This is a genomic window from Blautia wexlerae (genome assembly GCF_013300825.1).
GTDB lineage: Bacteria > Bacillota > Clostridia > Lachnospirales > Lachnospiraceae > Blautia_A > Blautia_A wexlerae_B.
In genome coordinates this window covers 52,065-73,013 of record NZ_JAAIMY010000014.1, presented here as the reverse complement: position 1 = coordinate 73,013, position 20,949 = coordinate 52,065, and the positions used below count along the sequence as shown (strand labels likewise).

15 protein-coding genes and 1 other annotated feature are annotated in these 20,949 nt (G+C 43.5%); of the genes, 14 read left to right on the top strand and 1 reads right to left on the bottom strand.

Annotated features, from left to right (window positions below; genetic code table 11):
* Positions 1 to 76 precede the first annotated feature (76 nt).
* The 6 genes from cysD to G4417_RS08965 all read left to right on the top strand — a co-directional run bounded on the left by cysD (position 77) and on the right by G4417_RS08965 (position 6,237).
* A complete protein-coding gene (gene cysD, locus G4417_RS08990; protein WP_019163124.1) occupies positions 77 to 976 on the top strand; it encodes a sulfate adenylyltransferase subunit CysD in 900 nt (299 codons plus the stop codon).
* A 1-nt stretch (position 977) separates the two neighbouring features.
* Positions 978 to 2,618, top strand: coding sequence for a sulfate adenylyltransferase subunit 1 (locus G4417_RS08985; protein ID WP_173683672.1), 1,641 nt, complete (start codon positions 978 to 980; stop codon positions 2,616 to 2,618).
* Positions 2,619 to 2,737: 119 nt separating this feature from the next.
* The gene (locus tag G4417_RS08980; RefSeq protein ID WP_243872103.1) at positions 2,738 to 3,187 is read left to right on the top strand and encodes a DMT family transporter; all 450 of its coding nucleotides are present in this window, start codon (positions 2,738 to 2,740) and stop codon (positions 3,185 to 3,187) included.
* Positions 3,188 to 3,464: 277 nt separating this feature from the next.
* Entirely contained in the window at positions 3,465 to 3,719 is a 255-nt protein-coding gene (locus G4417_RS08975) for a hypothetical protein (RefSeq protein ID WP_026077095.1), read from the top strand.
* A gap of 145 nt (positions 3,720 to 3,864) precedes the next feature.
* Complete coding sequence (locus G4417_RS08970; RefSeq protein WP_173683671.1) at positions 3,865 to 4,536, top strand: SGNH/GDSL hydrolase family protein; 672 nt, start codon at positions 3,865 to 3,867, stop codon at positions 4,534 to 4,536.
* A gap of 183 nt (positions 4,537 to 4,719) precedes the next feature.
* On the top strand, positions 4,720 to 6,237 hold the full coding sequence (locus G4417_RS08965; RefSeq protein WP_173683670.1) for a 4Fe-4S dicluster domain-containing protein: 1,518 nt from the start codon (positions 4,720 to 4,722) through the stop codon (positions 6,235 to 6,237).
* A gap of 64 nt (positions 6,238 to 6,301) precedes the next feature.
* Here the strand turns inward: G4417_RS08965 and G4417_RS08960 are convergent, their stop codons facing one another.
* Positions 6,302 to 7,348 (bottom strand): FAD:protein FMN transferase, encoded by a 1,047-nt coding sequence (locus tag G4417_RS08960; protein WP_243872102.1) that lies wholly within the window; start codon positions 7,346 to 7,348, stop codon positions 6,302 to 6,304.
* A gap of 229 nt (positions 7,349 to 7,577) precedes the next feature.
* Here G4417_RS08960 and G4417_RS08955 point away from each other — a divergent pair, with 229 nt between their 5' ends.
* The 8 genes from G4417_RS08955 (at position 7,578) to G4417_RS08920 (ending at position 20,937) form a co-directional block, all read left to right on the top strand.
* Positions 7,578 to 7,760 carry a DUF6472 family protein gene (locus tag G4417_RS08955; RefSeq protein WP_019163105.1) on the top strand — a complete coding sequence of 61 codons (183 nt, stop codon included), beginning with the start codon at positions 7,578 to 7,580 and terminating at the stop codon, positions 7,758 to 7,760.
* 96 nt (positions 7,761 to 7,856) lie between these two features.
* Positions 7,857 to 8,486 (top strand): uracil phosphoribosyltransferase, encoded by a 630-nt coding sequence (upp, locus tag G4417_RS08950; RefSeq protein WP_173683668.1) that lies wholly within the window; start codon positions 7,857 to 7,859, stop codon positions 8,484 to 8,486.
* A gap of 381 nt (positions 8,487 to 8,867) precedes the next feature.
* Positions 8,868 to 9,011: a sequence feature (ribosomal protein L10 leader region), on the top strand.
* A gap of 41 nt (positions 9,012 to 9,052) precedes the next feature.
* The gene (rplJ, locus tag G4417_RS08945) at positions 9,053 to 9,556 is read left to right on the top strand and encodes a 50S ribosomal protein L10 (protein WP_025580230.1); all 504 of its coding nucleotides are present in this window, start codon (positions 9,053 to 9,055) and stop codon (positions 9,554 to 9,556) included.
* 111 nt (positions 9,557 to 9,667) lie between these two features.
* Positions 9,668 to 10,039: a 50S ribosomal protein L7/L12 gene (gene rplL / locus G4417_RS08940; RefSeq protein ID WP_008705176.1), complete on the top strand. Its 372-nt coding sequence runs from the start codon at positions 9,668 to 9,670 to the stop codon at positions 10,037 to 10,039.
* Positions 10,040 to 10,259: 220 nt separating this feature from the next.
* Entirely contained in the window at positions 10,260 to 14,123 is a 3,864-nt protein-coding gene (locus G4417_RS08935) for a DNA-directed RNA polymerase subunit beta (RefSeq protein WP_173683667.1), read from the top strand.
* 17 nt (positions 14,124 to 14,140) lie between these two features.
* Positions 14,141 to 17,902 carry a DNA-directed RNA polymerase subunit beta' gene (gene rpoC / locus G4417_RS08930; protein ID WP_173683666.1) on the top strand — a complete coding sequence of 1,254 codons (3,762 nt, stop codon included), beginning with the start codon at positions 14,141 to 14,143 and terminating at the stop codon, positions 17,900 to 17,902.
* Between the two features lie 331 nt (positions 17,903 to 18,233).
* On the top strand, positions 18,234 to 20,138 hold the full coding sequence (locus G4417_RS08925; RefSeq protein ID WP_173683665.1) for a serine/threonine-protein kinase: 1,905 nt from the start codon (positions 18,234 to 18,236) through the stop codon (positions 20,136 to 20,138).
* Entirely contained in the window at positions 20,125 to 20,937 is an 813-nt protein-coding gene (locus tag G4417_RS08920; RefSeq protein ID WP_243872101.1) for a PP2C family protein-serine/threonine phosphatase, read from the top strand. Before G4417_RS08925 ends, G4417_RS08920 begins: the two co-directional genes overlap by 14 nt.
* Positions 20,938 to 20,949: the final 12 nt, after the last annotated feature.

The following is a 20,949-nucleotide window of genomic DNA, read 5'->3' as shown; positions in this document are numbered from 1 at the left end:
AATATAGCTGTCCCTTAGACTGCTGACAGTAAGGAGACGGACAGTCAGATATAAACAAACAGAGGAGGATAATGCAATGAGTAACTTATCTCATCTTGATGAGCTTGAAGCAGAAGCAATTTATATTATGCGGGAAGTGGCAGCCGAGTGTGAAAAGCCGGTTATGCTTTATTCTATAGGAAAGGATAGCTCCGTTATGCTCCATCTGGCGCTGAAAGCATTTTACCCGGAGAAACCACCTTTCCCATTTCTTCACATTGATACCACATGGAAATTCCGTGAGATGATCGAATTCCGTGACAGAATCGCAAAGGAAAATGGAATCGACATGCTGGTTTATACCAACGAAGAAGGTGTAAAGGCAGGGATCAACCCATTTGACAATGGTTCTGCATACACAGACATTATGAAAACCCAGGCTTTAAAACAGGCTCTGACTAAATATGGATTTACAGCAGCATTTGGCGGCGGCCGTCGTGATGAGGAGAAATCCAGAGCAAAAGAAAGAATCTTCTCTTTCCGTAACTCAGCCCAGGCATGGGATCCGAAGAACCAGAGGCCGGAGATGTGGAAGCTTTACAACACAAAGATCCAGAAGGGTGAAAGCATGAGGGTTTTCCCAATCTCCAACTGGACAGAGAAAGATATTTGGCAGTACATTCAGCGTGAAAACATCGAAATCGTGCCATTATACTTTGCAAAGGAAAGACCGGTTATTTACAGAGACGGCAATATTATCATGGTAGACGATGACAGACTGAAGCTTCGCCCGGATGAAAAAATCGAATATAAAAAAGTCAGATTCCGTACCCTTGGATGCTATCCGCTTACAGGCGGCATCGAATCTGATGCAGATACACTGGACGAGATTATTGATGAGACATTAAGTGCTGTTTCCTCTGAACGTACCAGCCGTGTGATCGACCACGAGGCAGCAGGCAGCATGGAGAGAAGAAAGAGAGAGGGGTATTTCTAGGATGAAAGGATTATTAAAATTTATTACATGCGGAAGTGTGGATGATGGAAAATCCACTCTGATCGGACATATTCTTTATGATGCAAAGCTTCTCTATGCAGACCAGGAGAAAGCTCTGGAGCTGGATTCCAAAGTAGGAAGCAGAGGCGGTGCCATTGACTATTCTCTTCTTCTGGATGGCCTGATGGCAGAACGTGAGCAGGGTATTACCATCGACGTTGCATACCGCTATTTTACAACAGACAACCGCAGCTTTATCGTAGCTGACACCCCAGGTCATGAGGAATACACCAGAAACATGGCAGTTGGTGCATCTTTCGCAGATCTGGCAGTTATTCTTGTGGATGCATCCCAGGGAGTGCTGGTACAGACAAGACGTCATGCAAGAATCTGTGCACTGATGGGAATCCGTTACTTCGTATTTGCAGTAAATAAAATGGACCTGATCGGTTACGATGAAAAACGTTTCCGCCAGATCGAGAACCAGATCGCAGGTCTGGTCGAAGAGCTGAAGCTTGCCAATGTAACGATTATTCCGGTATCCGCTACAGAGGGCGACAACGTTACAACAAAATCTGATAACATGCCATGGTATGCAGGCGAAGCACTCCTTACACATCTGGAAACTGTAGACATCAAAGAAGATACAGAAAAAGGTTTCTATATGCCTGTACAGAGAGTCTGCAGACCGAACCATGAATTCCGTGGATTTCAGGGACAGATAGAGAACGGCACCGTCAAGGTGGGTGATCTTGTGACAACTCTTCCAAGTAAAGAAGAGGCTCATGTAAAGAGCATTCTGGTCGGTGATAAAGAAGCAGAAGAAGCAGTGCAGGGTCAGCCTGTAACCATTCAGCTTGACAGAGAGGTGGATGTTTCCCGTGGATGCGTGCTTACCATTGATTCTGGTGCAGTCCTTACAGATTCTGTGGAAGCAGATATCCTCTGGATGGATGACAACGCCCTTACAGATGGCAAGAACTTCTTTGTAAAAATCGGTACCAAGATGATCCCTGGTCTTGTTACAAAGATTAACTATTCTGTAGATGTGAATACAGGCGAAAAGAAAAACGCCTATACTTTAAAGAAAAACGAAATCGCTTCCTGTACTCTGGAATTTTCAGAGAAGATTGTAGTTGATGAATTTGACAAACACAGAACTCTGGGCGAGCTGATCCTGATCGATCGTGTTACAAATATGACTTCTGCCTGCGGTGTTGTAAGAAAAACACTGGTTTCCCAGGATAAATCCCAGATCGGAAAGGTAGACGAGCAGGTTCGTGCAGGACTGAAAGGTCAGACACCGGTAGTTGTGGGATTCCCGATCGGTAAGGAGGAAATTACCCTGGATTTCGCAGAACAGGTAGAAAAAGGACTGACTGTACTTGGAAGACATACCTATTTGTATCATCCGGCAGCAAGTGAAAACTATGCGGAAACTGTCCGCCATCTTAAGGCAGCAGGTCTAATCGTACTTCTTGTTCTTGATGAAAATACAGCAAAAGATGAGACATTAAAGAATCTGGATGGTTTCTATGCAAACTGGCAGATTGATGGAATCACTGTAAAGGATGCCATTGATTTCGTGAAGAAAAAATCTGCATTTGCAGTACAGAATGCCCAGGACGGAAATTATATCTAAACATAGTCAGGCAGATATTCGCCATCCGCTTTGCTGCCTGATTCGGTTAAATAAGTCTCTCTGCAGAAGCTGCAAAAAAGCAGTCAGCAGTGGATAAAGACTTACAGTAATGTTATAAAATGCCACAGAGAACGAACTCTGTGGCATTTTGTTTTCTTGACAAGTGTTACAGCAGCGGATTATACTTCGGTTATATGAAAATGCCGCGTGTCGGTGATGTTGTTTACAGTAATTTTCATAAATGGAGAATGCTGATCGGTGGAGCAGTACTTATGGTGGTATTTCGTCCGTGGAATTATCAGGTGATTTTTGACAGAGAAACATTTGCGGCAGTTGCCTTTATTATTCTTTTTGGAACAATGGCGGGATTTTCGATGTATCTGACGGGAGTAAAGATGATAGGTTCCGTAAAAGCCAGCCTCGTTTCCTGCGTGGAACCGGTGGCATCCATGGTATTAACTGCAGTCTGGATGAAAGTCAGTTTTACTACACCAGATCTGATAGGAACTCTGTTTGTAATTGCTACGATCATTATTCTGGCAGTTCCAACGAAGAAAAGACAGAAATGAAGATGAGCGAACATCAATCAGAGTGAAGAAGGGGTAATTGTGAAGTGGCATTCAGATTACATATGATGCGGTAGAGTATGATATAATTCATTCTGTATAATGGCATCAGGATTAAGAGCATATTTTGTGGATCCTTTATTTGGAAATCATAGTTGCAGACATGTATGTTTTCTGATTCTGATAATGTAATGGGGTGTACATGAGAATAATTTTTTGCAGTGAAAGCTATCTGTATTATATTACAGAAGGTACTGTACAGATAATCAGGAGGTATTTTATGCGTTTGGAAAAAGTGCAGGAAGCGTTAAAAACGAAAAAGATTCAATATGAATATACAGAGGAAAACGGATGTGGAAGTATCGACTTTATGTTTCGAGGTCTGAGGTTCCACATATGGGAATATGAAGACCGCGTCTGGGGCGCGGAGACAAACGTATTTGAAGCAGGCAGAAGCCAGGATATTGAGGGAGATTACGAAGAGACCATTTCCAGAGAAATTCTCTCATGGCCGGATATGCTGCCTGGAATGTAGGGGTGTTACTGTTCATTTTGCGATGTATGTCGCAGAATAGAGAATGTGAAAAGTAACGTAAGTATTACAACAGAAGGGAGTGGTATTTACGAAAAAATATAGAACTGGGCAAATTGCATTAGCCACATGTATTGCAACTGTCTGGATGTTTTCGAATGTTCATGGGGCAGAGGTTGCCGGCCCGCCGGCGCCAAAAAACCTGACAGCTACACCGACATCTGCTCCAACACCGGAAATATCAGTTGATACGGAGAAGCAGAATCCGACAGATCAGGGAACCCTAAGTAAGCCAGACCATCCGGATACTGTTTCCGCAGATAAGCTGGTCTTTATCGGAGATTCCAGAACAGAGGGGTTGAGGGATGCAGTAAATGACGACAGTGTCTGGTCCTGCCTTTCTTCCATGGGGTATGACTGGATGGTTTCCACAGGAGTGCCGCAGGTAGAGGATCAGATCGAAGATAATACTGCGGTTATTATCCTGATGGGGGTTAATGACCTTTATCATGTTAATGACTACATCAGCTATATTAATGCCAAAGCTGCTGAATGGGGAGATCGTGGAGCGCAGACTTATTTCGTATCTGTAGGGCCGGTACAGAATGATCCCTATTGCAGCAATGCGGAAATTGAAAGTTTTAATGCAGCAATGCAGGCCAATCTGAGCGGAGTTACCTACATAGATGTATACTCTCATCTGGTATCTGAGGGATTTTCCACTATAGATGGAACCCACTATCCGGACAGTGTATCTGTAGATATTTATAATTATATCCTGGATCATCTGGAAGAACAGAGGAGTGGAATCTGGGGTTAAAAAGTATTTTTTGACTGTATTATTTTATGAAATAGTGGTGTTGTATTGAGCTCAAGCGTTTTTAGTGATATGATTGCAAAGGAAGAAACGGAACAGAGCGGAATTTTCGTTTCTCTGTGAAAAAACTGAATTTCAGCGGAGGAGAATGGGTGGCTGATTGCAGCAATGCTAAAGGAGGAAAGAATGAGAGGACTGTATTCATCCAAAACAGAAATCAGACACAAAATTTTTACAGAAATTGCGCGGATGGCATATGAAGGCCAGGCTCCGGAGACACTGGAGGAGCTTCCTTACAAAATCGTACCCGGCGAGATTGCTTCCTACCGTGACAGTATTTTTCTGGAAAGAGCAGTAGTTGGAGAGAGACTTCGTGTGGCAATGGGAATGTCACTGAGAAAGATCACAGAGCATGCACCGATTTCCAAAGGTGTGGAGGCCAGCGTCATAGAGGAAAAATATTATGAACCGCCTCTTATTAATGTAATTAAATTTGCCTGCAATTCCTGCCCTGAGAAAAGGGTAATGGTTACAGAGGGCTGTCAGGGCTGTCTGGAGCATCCCTGTGTGGAAGTCTGTCCAAAGAAAGCAGTACATATAGAAGGCGGCAGATCCCACATTGATGAGGATGCCTGTATCAAATGCGGAAAGTGCCTGGAAGCCTGTCCGTATAATGCGATCATTAAACAGGAACGTCCCTGTTCAAAGGCATGCGGTATGAATGCTATTGGCTCTGATGAATATGGAAGAGCAGAGATTGACCAGGATAAATGTGTATCCTGCGGACAGTGTCTGGTAAGCTGTCCGTTCAGTGCTATTGTTGATAAAGGGCAGATATTCCAGACTATTATGGCACTGAAAAGTGAGACGCCTGTATATGCCATCCTGGCACCTGCCATTGCAGGTCAGTTTCCTGGTATGGAGAATTCCAAGATCAGAGGTGCTTTTCAGGCACTTGGATTTACAGATGTGAGAGAGGTTGCCATCGGTGCGGATCTTTGTACAGTGGAGGAAGCGAAAGATTTCCTGGAAGAAGTTCCTGAGAAACTTCCCTTCATGGCTACTTCCTGCTGTCCATCCTGGTCCATGATGGCCAAGAAATTATTCCCGGAACAGGCTAAGTGTATTTCTATGGCACTGACACCTATGGTTCTCACTGCCAGACTGATCAAGCAGAAGGAACCTGACTGCAAGATCGTTTTCGTAGGTCCTTGTGCAGCTAAGAAGCTGGAGGCAAGCCGTAAGAGTATCCGAAGCTATGTGGATTTTGTGCTGACATTTGAAGAAGTGGCCGGTATGTTTGAGGCAAAGGGAGTAGACTGGAAAGATATTCCGGAAGGAGAGCCTCTGTTCTGTGCAAGTTCTGACGGAAGAGGCTTCGCAGTCAGCGGAGGCGTGGCAGAGGCGGTTGTACATGCAGTGAAGCGTATTGATCCGGACCGTGAAGTGAATGTAATGAGTGCAGAGGGCCTGCAGAATTGTAAGAAGATGCTCCAGATGGCCAAGATCGGCAAATATGACGGATATCTGCTGGAAGGAATGGCTTGTCCCGGCGGCTGTGTAGCGGGTGCCGGCACCATCCAGACAGTGAAAAAGGCAGCAGCAGCTCTGGAAAAAATGAAGAAAGAAGCTTCATTCACAGAGTCTTATGATTCAGAATATAAAACCAGACTGGAAAGCCTGGAGAAATTTGATGTGGAGTGAGTTTCTGACTGAATCTGAGAAATATTGTTAAAAAAGCCCCAGAGGTGCGAACTCTGGGGCTTTCCTATTCTGTTTCCGAAACCTTGATTTTTTTTCGGAAGTCTTTGGTATAGTGAATCTCATAATCAGAAGTTACGAAAAATGCCTGTACATCGTCCAGAGATTCAGCCAGCTTCATTCCGTCCTCCAGACCAAGGGCAAAGCAGGTGGTACTCAGTGCATCCCCGTCCACAGACTTGTCAGAAATAATAGTAACTGCGATCAATCCATTGTCATAGGGATAGCCGGTTTTGGGATTGAGCAGATGATGATACAAAATACCATCCTGTTCAAAGCATCTCTCATAAATTCCTGAAGAAACCACGGACTTATCTCTGATATCCATAACAGCAATGGTCTCACTGCGGTCTGCAAATGGTTTTTGGATCCCAATCTTAAAAGCAGAAGTGTCCGGCTTTCCGCCGATACAGAGAACATTTCCGCCAAGATTGATGATCGCACTTTTCACATTCTGAGAAATCAGATAATCCTTCAGACGGTCTGCGATATAACCTTTGGCAATGGCACCAAGCTCAATTGCAGTATCGTCTGTTTTTAATGTAATCTCATTTTTATCTTTATCAACAGAAATATTGTGATAATCACATTTAGGTAATGCTGCCTGAATCAGACTGTCCTCTGGTACCTGGGAATCTTCGGCAGTGAAATCCCACAGAGAGGTCAGCGGTTCAATGGCAATATCAAAAGCTCCTTTGGACAATTCAGAATAATCAAGCCCCTCAGAAATCAGCTCCGCCAGATCATCCGACACCTGATAAGTATCCTCTGTCCTCTCCACAGGTGTAAGTTTTCGGTGATTTAATTTGTATAATTCACTGTCAGCAGCAGTGCGGCTGAATACTTTTTCATATTTGTCACACAGATTCATACATTTGGTGAGCAGGTCTCTGTCCTGTGAATCATAGATGGTGACAGTAACTACAGTATTTAATTTGATCTCAGTGGCAGAAATAGGTTCTCGGGAATCAGCAGCCGTATTTTCCCCGCTTTTTGTCTGCGCCGAACATCCGGACAAAACAGCAGAACATAATATAAGAGACGCTGTGAACATTGAAAAAGCACAGCGTTTTATTAATTTTTTTGCAGATATATGATATAATGTCATAAATGTAACCTCGTTTTAGTAAAGCAGATAAAAGCAAGTCTTCACTTGTTGCTTATTGTTTTTTATAATTGAAGCAGGGGACTTCCCTGACTTGGTTAAATAGGAATTGCTGCTATAAGTATATCAGAAATGACAAAAGTTGCAAAAGTATCTTTTGGGAAAGGAGATTCTGGCTATGTCCAATGCAGTAAACTGCGAATACTGTGTAAATTACAGTTATGACGATGATTATGAATGCTACACCTGCGAAGTCAATCTGGACGAGGATGAGATGGTGAAATTCATTACCGGAAATTTTCATCAGTGTCCATACTTCAAGATGGGTGATGAGTATCGGATTGTGCGAAAACAAATGTAAAGTAATGAAAATTCTCCCCTTTTGTAAAACAATGCTATGCATTATAATAGGAGAACAGAAAATAAATAAGATACCACCAAGAGAGGAAATAAGATAATGGAAAACGTTTATATTATGGAGCATCCGCTGATCCAGCATAAAATATCCATGTTGAGAAACAAAAACACAGGAACAAATGAGTTCCGCAAATTAGTAGAAGAGATTGGAATCCTCATGGGATACGAAGCTCTCCGAGATCTTCCCGTAGAAAATGTAGAAGTAGAAACCCCTATTGAAACCTGCATGACACCAATGATTTCAGGAAAGAAGCTGGCGGTTATCCCTGTACTACGCGCAGGTCTGGGGATGGTAAACAGTATTCTCACACTTGTGCCATCTGCAAAAGTAGGCCATGTAGGACTCTATCGTGATCCTGTAACCCATGAACCACACGAATACTACTGCAAACTCCCGGAAGCAATTGATGAGCGGATTTCAGTGATTGTAGATTCAATGCTCGCAACCGGTGGCTCCGCAGAAGCAGCCGTTGACTTTGTTAAAAAACAGGGCGGAAAAAACATTAAATTCATGTGCATCATCGCAGCTCCTGAAGGACTCAAACGTCTCCACGAAGCACATCCGGATGTTCAGATTTACTGTGGACATCTTGATCGTGAATTAAATGATCATGCCTACATCTGCCCCGGTCTTGGAGATGCCGGAGACCGTATCTTCGGCACAATGTAAGAACAACGTGATTCGTTACATCTTATACCTATACTGCGCATATGAAGAACTCACGCTGCATCAATATAGCAGAAATTTGTTTTAGATATACTGATAATTTTCCAACTACCAGCGTAAGCAGGATTCTCTTTTGGGGTGAATCTTGCAGGGAGTGTAGCAACTCTTAGGCCTGCGGAATCTGCGTTATGAAAAAAGAAGGCAACTGTCTGAGCCGCAGGCGAGTTTTGCCTTCTTTTTTCATGCATTTAGCAGATTTAGCAGGCCTTAGAGTTCCTGCTCCCGAAACTGAACCCCAAAAGAGAATCCCGCTTACGCGTCCCTTAATGAAAAAATCAACAAAAAACCGAAAAAACCTCTTGACAACCCAAATCTCATATGCTATCTTATAACAGAACGCTGCCGAAGACAGTAGGTGCCACAAGGCATAAGTTGTAAACGCCTACCGAGGACTAAGTATTCTTTATATTTTTTATGTAAGATTACGCAAGCCCTACTGTCAAACAGTAAGGCTTTTTATTTACTCATTTGCAGCGGTATACAAAATCTATAAGGAGGTGTACCATTTCATGGCAAAAGTAGAACTTAAACAACCAATCGTAGACGAAATCATCAACAACGTGAAAGATGCAGAATCTGTAGTACTTGTTAACTACAGCGGTCTTACAGTTGAACAGGATACTGCTTTACGTAAGGAATTAAGAGAAGCTGGTGTTGTATACAAAGTATACAAAAACACAATGATGCATCGTGCATTCGAAGGTACTCAGTGCGAAGAACTTATCCAGCACTTACATGGAACAAACGCTATAGCAATCTCTGCTACAGACGCAACTGCTCCTGCAAGAATCCTTGATAAATTCGCAAAGAAAGCACCGGCTTTAGAATTAGTTGCAGGTATCGTTGAAGGAAACTACAACGATCAGGCAGGTATTCAGGCACTGGCTGGAATCCCATCTAGAGAAGAACTTCTTGGCAAACTGCTTGGAAGCATCCAGTCTCCGATTACAAACTTCGCTCGTGTGCTTAATCAGATCGCTGAGAAAAACGGCTCTGAAGCAGCAGCTGAATAATTTTTAATGCCAGAGGCATAAAACGAATCTAGTAACTATTCGAAAATCACCATCCACGAGGATGCTGAAGAGTTACCGAATTGAAATAATATTATATGGAGGGAATTTAAAATGGCAAAATTAACAACAGAAGAATTTATTGCAGCAATCAAAGAATTATCTGTATTAGAATTAAACGACTTAGTAAAAGCTTGTGAAGAAGAATTTGGTGTATCCGCAGCAGCAGGTGTTGTAGTAGCAGCAGCTGGAGCAGCAGAAGCAGCAGAAGAGAAAGATGAGTTCGATGTAGAACTTGCAGAAGTTGGACCAAACAAAGTTAAAGTTATCAAAGTTGTTCGTGAAGTAACTGGCTTAGGTCTTAAAGAAGCTAAAGAAATGGTTGACGGAGCTCCTAAGGTTGTTAAAGAAGGCGCATCCAAAGCAGAAGCTGAAGATATCAAAACAAAACTTGAAGCTGAAGGTGCTAAGGTTAACCTTAAATAATTATCTTCCTATTATATATAGAAGATTTGAAAGCGGGAATGCCGATGGTGTTCCTGCTTTTTTTGAGAAAAATTAAAAAATTCAAAAAAAGTGATTGACAGGCGCAACTTGCTGTGCTATAGTGAAGAATGCTATATTATGGCAAGATGTGCCTTTATGTCTTTTGGCAAAAAGGGTCAAGTTATAATAAATTTAAAGAAAAAACAGGGGTGAAACGTCAATGGAAAAAAACAGAATTCGTTCTGTAAAAACTGGAAAAAGCATGCGTATGAGCTACCAGAGACAAGAAGAAGTCCTGGAAATGCCAAACCTGATCGAAGTCCAGAGGGATTCTTATAAATGGTTTCTTGATGAAGGACTTAGGGAAGTCTTTGATGATATTTCTCCGATCGCGGACTACAGCGGAAAGCTCAGCCTGGAATTCATCGACTTTACATTTGACGAGAAGGATGCGAAATATACTATCGAACAGTGTAAAGAACGTGACGCAACTTACGCCGCACCTTTGAAGGTTCGAGTGAGACTGATTAACAAAGAAACAGAGGAAATCAACGAACACGAGATTTTCATGGGAGATTTACCGATCATGACTGTTACAGGTACCTTTGTCATCAATGGTGCAGAGCGAGTAATTGTCAGCCAGTTAGTACGTTCCCCTGGAATCTATTACGCAATAGCGCATGATAAACTTGGTAAGAGACTGTTCTCCAGTACTGTTATCCCGAACAGAGGTGCATGGCTGGAATATGAGACAGACTCTAATGATGTTTTCTATGTACGTGTTGACAGAACAAGAAAGGTTCCGATCACTGTTCTGATCCGAGCACTTGGTGTAGGAAGCAATGCAGAGATCATTGATCTCTTCGGTGAAGAGCCAAAGATCCTTGCAAGTTTTACAAAGGATACATCCACCAACTATCAGGAAGGTCTTCTTGAATTATACAAGAAAATCCGTCCGGGTGAGCCGCTTGCAGTTGAGAGTGCGGAGAGCCTTATCAATGCAATGTTCTTTGATCCGAGAAGATATGACCTTGCGAAAGTTGGACGTTATAAATTTAACAAGAAGCTCCACCTCAACAGAAGAATCGTTGGTCACAGACTGGCTGAGGATGTTGTTGATGCTTCTACAGGCGAAATCCTGGCAGAAGAAGGAACTGTTGTGACAAAAGAAATGGCAAATACCATCCAGAACAGCGCTGTTCCATATGTATGGATCCTTGGCGAGGAAGACCGCAGAATCAAGGTTCTTTCTAACTTAATGGTTGATATCCGCCACTATCTTCCGGAAATCGAAGATCCAAAGAGCATCGGTGTTACAGAAGCAGTATACTACCCTGTTCTCGAAAACATTCTGGAAGAAAATGATACATTAGAAGACAGGATTGCAGCAATCCACAGAGATATCCATGATCTGATTCCGAAGCATATCACAAAAGAAGACATCTTTGCTTCTATTAACTACAATATGCATCTGGAATATGGTCTTGGCAATGCCGATGATATCGACCACCTGGGCAATCGTCGTATACGTGCGGTAGGTGAGCTGCTTCAGAACCAGTACAGAATCGGTCTTTCCAGACTGGAACGTGTGGTTCGTGAGAGAATGACAACTCAGGATACAGAGAATATTTCTCCACAGTCCCTGATCAATATTAAACCTGTAACTGCAGCAGTGAAAGAGTTCTTCGGTTCTTCCCAGCTGTCACAGTTTATGGATCAGAACAACCCTCTTGGTGAGCTGACACACAAGAGACGTCTTTCCGCCCTGGGACCTGGCGGTCTGTCACGAGACAGAGCCGGATTCGAGGTTCGAGATGTCCATTACTCCCATTACGGAAGAATGTGCCCTGTTGAGACACCTGAAGGTCCTAACATCGGTCTGATCAACTCTCTTGCATCTTATGCAAGAATCAATCAGTACGGATTTATTGAGGCACCATACCGCAAGATCGACAAAGCAGATCCTAAGAATCCTCGTGTAACAGATGAGGTTGTATATATGACTGCTGATGAAGAGGATAATTACCATGTAGCACAGGCGAATGAGCCTCTGGACGAAGAAGGACATTTCATTCATAAGAATGTATCCGGTCGTTTCCGTGAAGAGACTCAGGAGTATGAGCGTCATATGTTTGATTACATGGACGTATCTCCTCGTATGGTATTCTCCGTCGCTACTGCCCTGATCCCGTTCCTGCAGAACGACGATGCCAACCGTGCGCTGATGGGATCAAACATGCAGCGTCAGGCTGTGCCGCTTCTGACAACAGAGGCTCCGGTAGTTGGTACTGGTATGGAAGTGAAGACAGCAGTTGACTCCGGTGTCTGCGTAGTTGCAAAGAAATCCGGTACTGTACTTCGTTCCACATCTACAGATATCAGCATTAAGAATGATGATGGTACAAAAGATGATTACCATCTGACTAAATATCTGAGAAGTAACCAGAGTAACTGTTATAACCAGAAACCAATTGTATTCCAGGGTGAGCACGTAGAGGCAGGACAGGTTATCGCAGATGGTCCTTCTACAGCAAACGGAGAACTTGCTCTTGGTAAGAACCCGCTGATCGGATTCATGACATGGGAAGGTTATAACTATGAGGATGCGGTACTCCTCAGTGAAAGACTTGTTATGGACGATGTTTATACATCTGTTCACATTGAAGAATATGAATGTGAAGCTCGTGATACCAAACTGGGACCGGAAGAAATCACACGTGATGTTCCTGGTGTGGGTGATGACGCTCTGAAGGATCTGGATGAGCGTGGTATTATCCGTATCGGTGCTGAAGTACGTGCCGGCGATATCCTTGTTGGTAAAGTTACTCCTAAGGGAGAGACAGAGCTTACGGCAGAAGAGAGACTTCTTCGTGCGATCTTCGGTGAGAAAGCACGTGAAGTACGTGATACTTCTCTGAAAGTACCTCACGGTGAATACGGTATTATCGTAGATGCCAAGGTATTTACAAGAGAGAACGGCGATGAGATGTCCCCTGGTGTAAACCAGTCCGTACGTATCTACATCGCACAGAAGAGAAAGATTTCCGTTGGTGATAAGATGGCCGGACGTCACGGTAACAAGGGTGTTGTTTCCCGTGTACTCCCTGTTGAAGATATGCCATTCCTTCCGAACGGACGTCCTCTTGATATCGTGCTGAATCCTCTGGGTGTGCCTTCCCGAATGAATATCGGACAGGTGCTGGAAATTCACTTAAGCCTTGCTGCGAAAGCACTTGGATTTAATGTTGCAACTCCTATTTTCCAGGGTGCAAACGAGCATGATATCCAGGATACACTGGAACTTGCAAACGACTATGTAAACACAGAAGACTTTGAAGAGTTCCGTGAGAAATATAAAGATATTTTAGCTCCGGATGTAATGCAGTATCTGGATGAGAATAAAGCTCACAGATCACTGTGGAAGGGTGTTCCAATCTCCAGAGACGGTAAAGTGCGTCTCCGTGACGGACGTACAGGTGAGTATTTCGACAGTCCTGTAACAATTGGTCACATGCACTATCTGAAACTGCATCATCTGGTTGATGATAAGATCCATGCACGTTCTACAGGTCCTTACTCTCTGGTAACACAGCAGCCTCTGGGTGGTAAAGCTCAGTTCGGTGGACAGCGTTTCGGTGAGATGGAGGTTTGGGCACTGGAAGCTTACGGTGCATCCTACACACTGCAGGAAATCCTGACAGTGAAATCTGATGATGTTGTCGGTCGTGTGAAGACATACGAAGCAATCATCAAAGGTGATAATATTCCTGAGCCGGGTATTCCGGAATCCTTCAAGGTTCTCTTAAAAGAGCTCCAGTCTCTTGGTCTGGATGTGAAGGTACTCAAGGATGACAATACAGAAGTACATCTTCTTGAATCTGTGGATTATGGTGATACAGACCTTCGTTCTGTTATCGAGGGAGATTCCAGAAGACATCACGACAGAGAAGAAGACTACGGCAAACACGGCTATACAAAGCAGGAGTTTGACGGAGAAGAACTCGTTGATATTGACGAGGACGAAGATGAGGATGAGGACTTCATTGAGCTGGATGAGGCTCTTGAAGACGATGACGAAGAGTAAGAAAGGGGAAAGAATACATGGCAGAAACAACTAACGCCAATGAAACATATCAGCCAATGACTTTCGATGCCATCAAAATCGGACTGGCGTCCCCTGAGAAAATCAGAGAGTGGTCAAGAGGCGAGGTTTTAAAACCTGAGACCATCAACTACCGTACCTTAAAGCCGGAGAAAGACGGACTTTTCTGTGAAAGAATCTTTGGACCGAGCAAGGACTGGGAGTGCCACTGTGGAAAGTACAAAAAGATTCGCTATAAAGGCGTTGTCTGCGACAGATGTGGTGTAGAAGTTACCAAATCCTCTGTACGTAGAGAGCGTATGGGACATATCGAGCTGGCTGCTCCGGTATCCCACATCTGGTATTTTAAAGGAATTCCGTCCCGTATGGGACTGATCCTTGACATTTCTCCGAGAACTCTGGAGAAAGTCCTTTACTTTGCTAACTATATCGTACTGGATCCGGCTAATTCCGGACTCCAGTACAAACAGGTACTTACAGAGAGAGAATATCAGGATGCACGTGAGGCTTATGGATATGATTTCCGTGTAGGTATGGGTGCAGAATCTATCAAAGAGCTTCTTGAGGCAATTGACCTTGAGAAAGATTCTGCAGAACTGAAGAAAGAATTAAAAGATGCTACAGGCCAGAAACGTGCCAGAATCATCAAACGTCTGGAAGTTGTAGAATCCTTCCGTGAGTCAGGAAACCGTCCTGAGTGGATGATCATGACAGTTATCCCTGTAATCCCGCCGGATCTTCGTCCTATGGTTCAGCTGGATGGCGGACGTTTCGCTACATCTGACTTAAATGACCTTTACAGAAGAATCATCAACCGTAACAACCGTCTGAAGAGACTTCTGGAATTAGGTGCACCGGATATTATCGTTCGTAACGAGAAACGTATGCTTCAGGAAGCAGTAGATGCCCTGATCGATAACGGTCGTCGTGGACGTCCTGTAACAGGTCCCGGAAACAGAGCCCTGAAATCTCTTTCCGATATGCTGAAAGGTAAATCCGGACGTTTCCGTCAGAACCTTCTGGGTAAACGAGTTGACTATTCCGGACGTTCCGTTATCGTTGTAGGACCGGAACTTAAGATTTACCAGTGTGGTCTTCCGAAAGAAATGGCCATCGAGCTGTTCAAACCTTTTGTTATGAAAGAGCTTGTTGCCAACGGAACTTCACACAATATTAAGAACGCCAAGAAAATGGTTGAGAAGCTGGAGCCTGCTGTATGGGATGTTCTGGAAGATGTTATCAAAGAACATCCGGTTATGCTGAACCGTGCACCTACACTGCACCGTCTTGGTATCCAGGCATTCGAACCAATCCTTGTAGAAGGTAAAGCAATCAAACTGCATCCGCTGGTTTGTACTGCGTTCAACGCTGACTTCGATGGTGACCAGATGGCCGTACATCTTCCGCTTTCACAGGAAGCTCAGGCAGAGTGCCGTTTCCTTCTGTTATCACCGAACAACCTGCTGAAACCTTCTGATGGTGGTCCTGTAGCCGTTCCTTCACAGGATATGGTACTTGGTATCTACTACCTGACTCAGGAAAGACCTGGAAATAAGGGTGAAGGCAAGTTCTTCAAGAGCGTAAACGAAGCAATCCTTGCTTATGAGAATAAAGTAATCACACTGCAGTCCAGAATCCATGTTCGCTGCAGTAAGACAATGCCGGATGGAACTGTTCTGACCGGTACAGTAGAATCTACACTTGGACGTTTCCTGTTCAACGAAATCCTTCCTCAGGATCTTGGTTTCGTAGACAGAAGTGTTCCGGGAAATGAACTTCTTCTTGAGGTTGACTTCCTGGTAGCCAAGAAACAGCTGAAACAGATTCTTGAAAAAGTCATCAATACTCACGGTGCTACAAAGACTGCTGAGGTTCTTGATGCTATCAAGGCTACAGGTTACAAGTATTCCACACGCGCAGCCATGACTGTTGCCATTGCCGATATGACAGTTCCGCCACAGAAACCGGAGATGATCAAACAGGCTCAGGATACTGTAGACCTTATCACAAAGAACTACAAACGTGGTCTTATCACCGAAGAAGAGCGTTACAAAGAAGTTGTTGATACATGGAAAAAGACTGACGATGAGCTTACACATGCTCTGCTGTCCGGTCTTGATAAATACAATAACATCTTCATGATGGCTGACTCCGGTGCCCGTGGTTCCGATAAACAGATCAAACAGCTTGCAGGTATGCGAGGACTGATGGCCGATACAACCGGTCACACCATTGAGCTGCCTATCAAGTCAAACTTCCGTGAAGGTCTTGACGTACTGGAATACTTCATGTCTGCACATGGAGCACGTAAAGGTATGTCCGATACAGCTCTTCGTACAGCCGATTCAGGTTACCTGACAAGACGTATGGTTGACGTTTCTCAGGATTTGATCGTACGTGAGACAGACTGCTGTGAAAACAGGGATGAGATCTCAGGTATGTATGTAGAATCTTTCGTAGATGGTAAAGAAGAGATTGAAGGACTTCAGGAACGTATCACAGGTCGTTTCTCCTGTGAGACAATTAAGAATAAAGATGGCGAAGTGCTTGTAAAAGCAAACCATATGATCACACCGAAACGTGCAGCCCGTATCATGAAAGAGGGCGTGGACAATCAGACAGGCGGATCTATCGAGAAGGTTAAGATCCGTACAATCCTTACATGTAAATGTAAAGTTGGTATCTGTGCGAAATGTTACGGTGCAAACCTTGCAACCGGTGAGCCGGTACAGGTTGGTGAATCTGTTGGTATTATCGCTGCTCAGTCTATCGGTGAGCCAGGTACACAGCTTACTATGCGTACTTTCCACAGTGGTGGTGTTGCCGGTGGGGATATCACACAGGGTCTTCCCCGTGTCGAGGAGCTTTTTGAGGCAAGAAAGCCGAAAGGTCTTGCTATTATCACAGAAATTCCTGGTGTTGCTGTTATTAACGACACTAAGAAAAAACGTGAGGTTATCGTTACAGATCAGGAAACAGGTGAATCCAAGACTTACCTTATTCCTTACGGATCCCGTATCAAGATCACAGACGGACAGATCCTTGAAGCAGGTGATGAACTTACAGAAGGTAGCGTAAATCCGCATGATATCCTGAGAATCAAGGGTGTACGTGCAGTTCAGGATTATATGATCCGTGAAGTACAGCGTGTATATCGTCTCCAGGGTGTTGAGATCAGCGATAAGCATATCGAAGTTATCGTTCGTCAGATGCTGAAGAAAATCCGTATCGAAGATAACGGAGATACAGAATTCCTTCCTGGAACACTGGTTGACTTCCTTGAATACGAGGACGTTAACGAGCAGATGGAAAAAGAAGGCAAACAGCCTGCAGATGGAAAACAGGTTATGCTTGGTATCACCAAGGCATCTCTTGCTACAAACTCCTTCCTGTCAGCCGCTTCCTTCCAGGAAACAACCAAGGTTCTTACTGAAGCTGCTATCAAGGGTAAGGTTGACCCGCTGATTGGTCTGAAGGAGAACGTAATCATCGGTAAACTGATTCCGGCAGGTACTGGTATGAAACGCTACAGAGACGTAAGACTCAGCAGCACAATGCCTGAACCGGAAGTAAATGTTGAAGATATGGATGAAGAACTTCCTGAAGATGAAGAGATCAAAGATGATGAGATGATCACAATGGATGAAGAACTTCCGGAGGATGAAGAATTCGATGTTGAAGAATCTGATGAAGAAGAGGCTGCTGAAGACGAAGCTGATGATCAGGCCGAAGCTTTAGACGATACAGAAGACAACGAATGATCCAGCGGAGTAGATAATTTATCCGGACTGATTTAATATGAATTTATAAGAGAACTATCTGTGCCGACAGATTTTGCCGGCGAGGTAGTTCTCTTTTTCACTTATTATAGCAATCGTTTCAATGCACTGTTTCACAGGATTGCTATAAATTCCAGAACATTCCATTGTCAAAAAAAGAGAAAAATACAAAGAGACTGTTTTTTGTGTTATAATACCAATACATTATGATTATGAAAATATATATTTTTGTTTCCGGTAACAGTTTATGAAATGCATTACCCGGAACCGAATGGAAAATGATAAAGAAATTGAACAGAAATGGAGGTGCGATATGGATAAAGAACTTCCGGTTTCCGCATGGCCGGAATGGAAGATTATAGAGAAAATCGGCGAAGGCTCTTTTGGCAAGGTATATAAGGCACAGAGAACAGAACGTGGAAAATCTTTCTATTCTGCTATCAAAATTATTAATATCCCCGGAAGTCAGAGTGAACTTAACAGTGTGCGCTCTGAGACAGGAGATGACCAGTCCGCAAGACAGTATTTCCAGAATCTGGTGGAGGAATGTATTCAGGAAATCAGTACCATGGAATATTTCAGAGGAAACTCCTACATTGTCTCTGTAGAGGACTTTAAGGTAATGGAGTATCTGGATGCCATTGGCTGGGAAATCTCCATAAGGATGGAATATCTTACAAGTTTCATGGATTACTGTGCGGAAAAGCAGCTTACCGAGAAAGAAGTAATAAAGCTGGGGATGGATCTGAGCAAAGCACTGGAATACTGTAGAAAACTTAAGATTATTCACAGGGATATTAAACCGGAGAATATTTTTGTATCCAGATTCGGAGATTTTAAGCTGGGAGATTTCGGAATTGCACGTGAGCTTGAGAGAACCATGAGTGGATTTTCCAAGAAAGGTACCTATTCTTATATGGCACCTGAGATGTATAAGGGTGAGAAATATGACAGCAGAGTAGATATTTATTCCCTTGGAATTGTATTGTACAGACTGATGAACCATAACAGGCTGCCTTTTATGAGTCTTGAGAAGCAGTTTATTACCTACAGGGATAAGGAAAATGCGCTAAATAAACGTGTTGCAGGAGAACAGATGGGTATACCTGCAGATGCGGGGGAACAGTTTGCCCGTATTATCCTGAAAGCCTGTGCCTATGATCCTGCGCAGAGATATCAGACACCGGAAGAGCTTTATGGTGCGCTGGATGATCTGAAGAATGGGAGAGCTGTCAGAAGCCGGCAGTTGTCCAACGGTGTTCAGAAAACAGGAACAGGTAAAACAAAATCATATAGTGCAACTGTACAGAATATTGCATCAGATGCCGGAAATGTACGGAAAAGTACAGCGCAGAATATGTCAGCACAGAATACGTCAGCGAAGAATACCCAGGAAAATAGAAAAACATCAGATTTTCAGAATGCTGCAAAAAGAAAACGTGCTGTAAACAATGTTCCGGTGAGCAGCTTTACAGATAAAGAAACAATGTCAGTTGTAACAGAACAGAAAATACAGCCACAGGAAACGCCATCAGAAACAGTTGCGATAAGATCTGCGCGTGCTGTGGAAGCCAGAAAGCGAAGACGCAGAAAGAAACAGTTACTGCGCAGAACATTGCTTGCAATCGTGGCAGGAACTGCAATACTTCTGACAGCCGTTATTTATTACAGAGTCAGTACGGATAATACTCAGGAAGAGCAGGAGGATAATCCGATTGCAATTTTGGAGAATGAGAAATACAGTACTACAAAATCTGACTCAAAAGATTTTTCTCAGGCTCTGGACACGATCAAGGAGCAGGCAACAACTATCACCAATAATCTGGACAGCTATGACTGGGTTGGAACGGAAGGGACTGTCCTGCGATATCTGAAGAGGGTGAAGACCACTCAGCAGGCAGATGGAAATCTGGATATTGAAAGTGAATGCATGAAAGCTCTGGTTTATCCGGCAGAGTCGGAAGATAAGGTGTACGAAGAATATTTCTACTGGGGAGAGAAATTATTCTTTGCATATATCTGGTATGATGAAACTTCAGAATACTATTACTATGATGATGGCGAGCTGATCCGGTGGATTGATTCCAATGGAAAATGCCACGATAATGAAACGGATAATGAGGAATTTGTAAAGCGTGGCGAGAAATACTGGAATAATTCACTGAAAGCATTGAAGGGAGAAGGAACAAAGAATAATAATGACAATGTATCAGATTGAGTGTGCATATACCTGTCATATGGGAAATATAAGGGCAAATAATGAAGATAATTTCTGGTGCTTTGGGGAATCCCTTCCAATGGATAATGAAGGAACAAAGGGTGTGTGTTCGAAAATCATTTCGGAAAACAAAGTACCGGCGATGGCGGTGTTTGACGGTATGGGAGGAGAGAGCTGCGGTGAGGTTGCAGCCTTTCTTGCATCTGAAGAATTTGGAAAATTTTATAATACAAATAAAAGAATGCTGAGGGATATGCCGGAAGAGTTTATAGACGGTGTATGTAAAAGGATGAATCAGGCAGTATGCAGATATGGGTCGGATCATCACATCCAGACTATGGGAAGTACAATGGCAATGCTTCTTTTTACACCGGAGTCTATGTTTGCCTGTAATCTTGGGGACAGCAGGATTTATTTTATGGACTGCGGTAAGCTTCAGCAGATTTCCACAGACCATGTCCTTGGCAGTACAGCAGTTGGAAAAGCCCTGTTAACCCAGTACCTTGGACTGCCTGAGGAGCTTCAGAAACTGGAACCTTCTGTGGCTGAAATCGAACATAAGGAAGGATACAGATATCTTTTATGTTCAGACGGAGTAACAGACATGCTTTCGGACAGTGAGATAGAGGCGATTCTGTCACAGGATATGGAAATCCCGGAGATTGTAAATAATCTTCTTGAAAGTGCTCTTCAAAAGGGCGGGAGAGATAATGTGACGATCGTACTCTGTGAGTTACAGAAGCTGGATACGATCCGCAGAATGAAAGAATGGATGAAAAATCTGAAAGATAAAAAATGAGAGGTGGGGCAG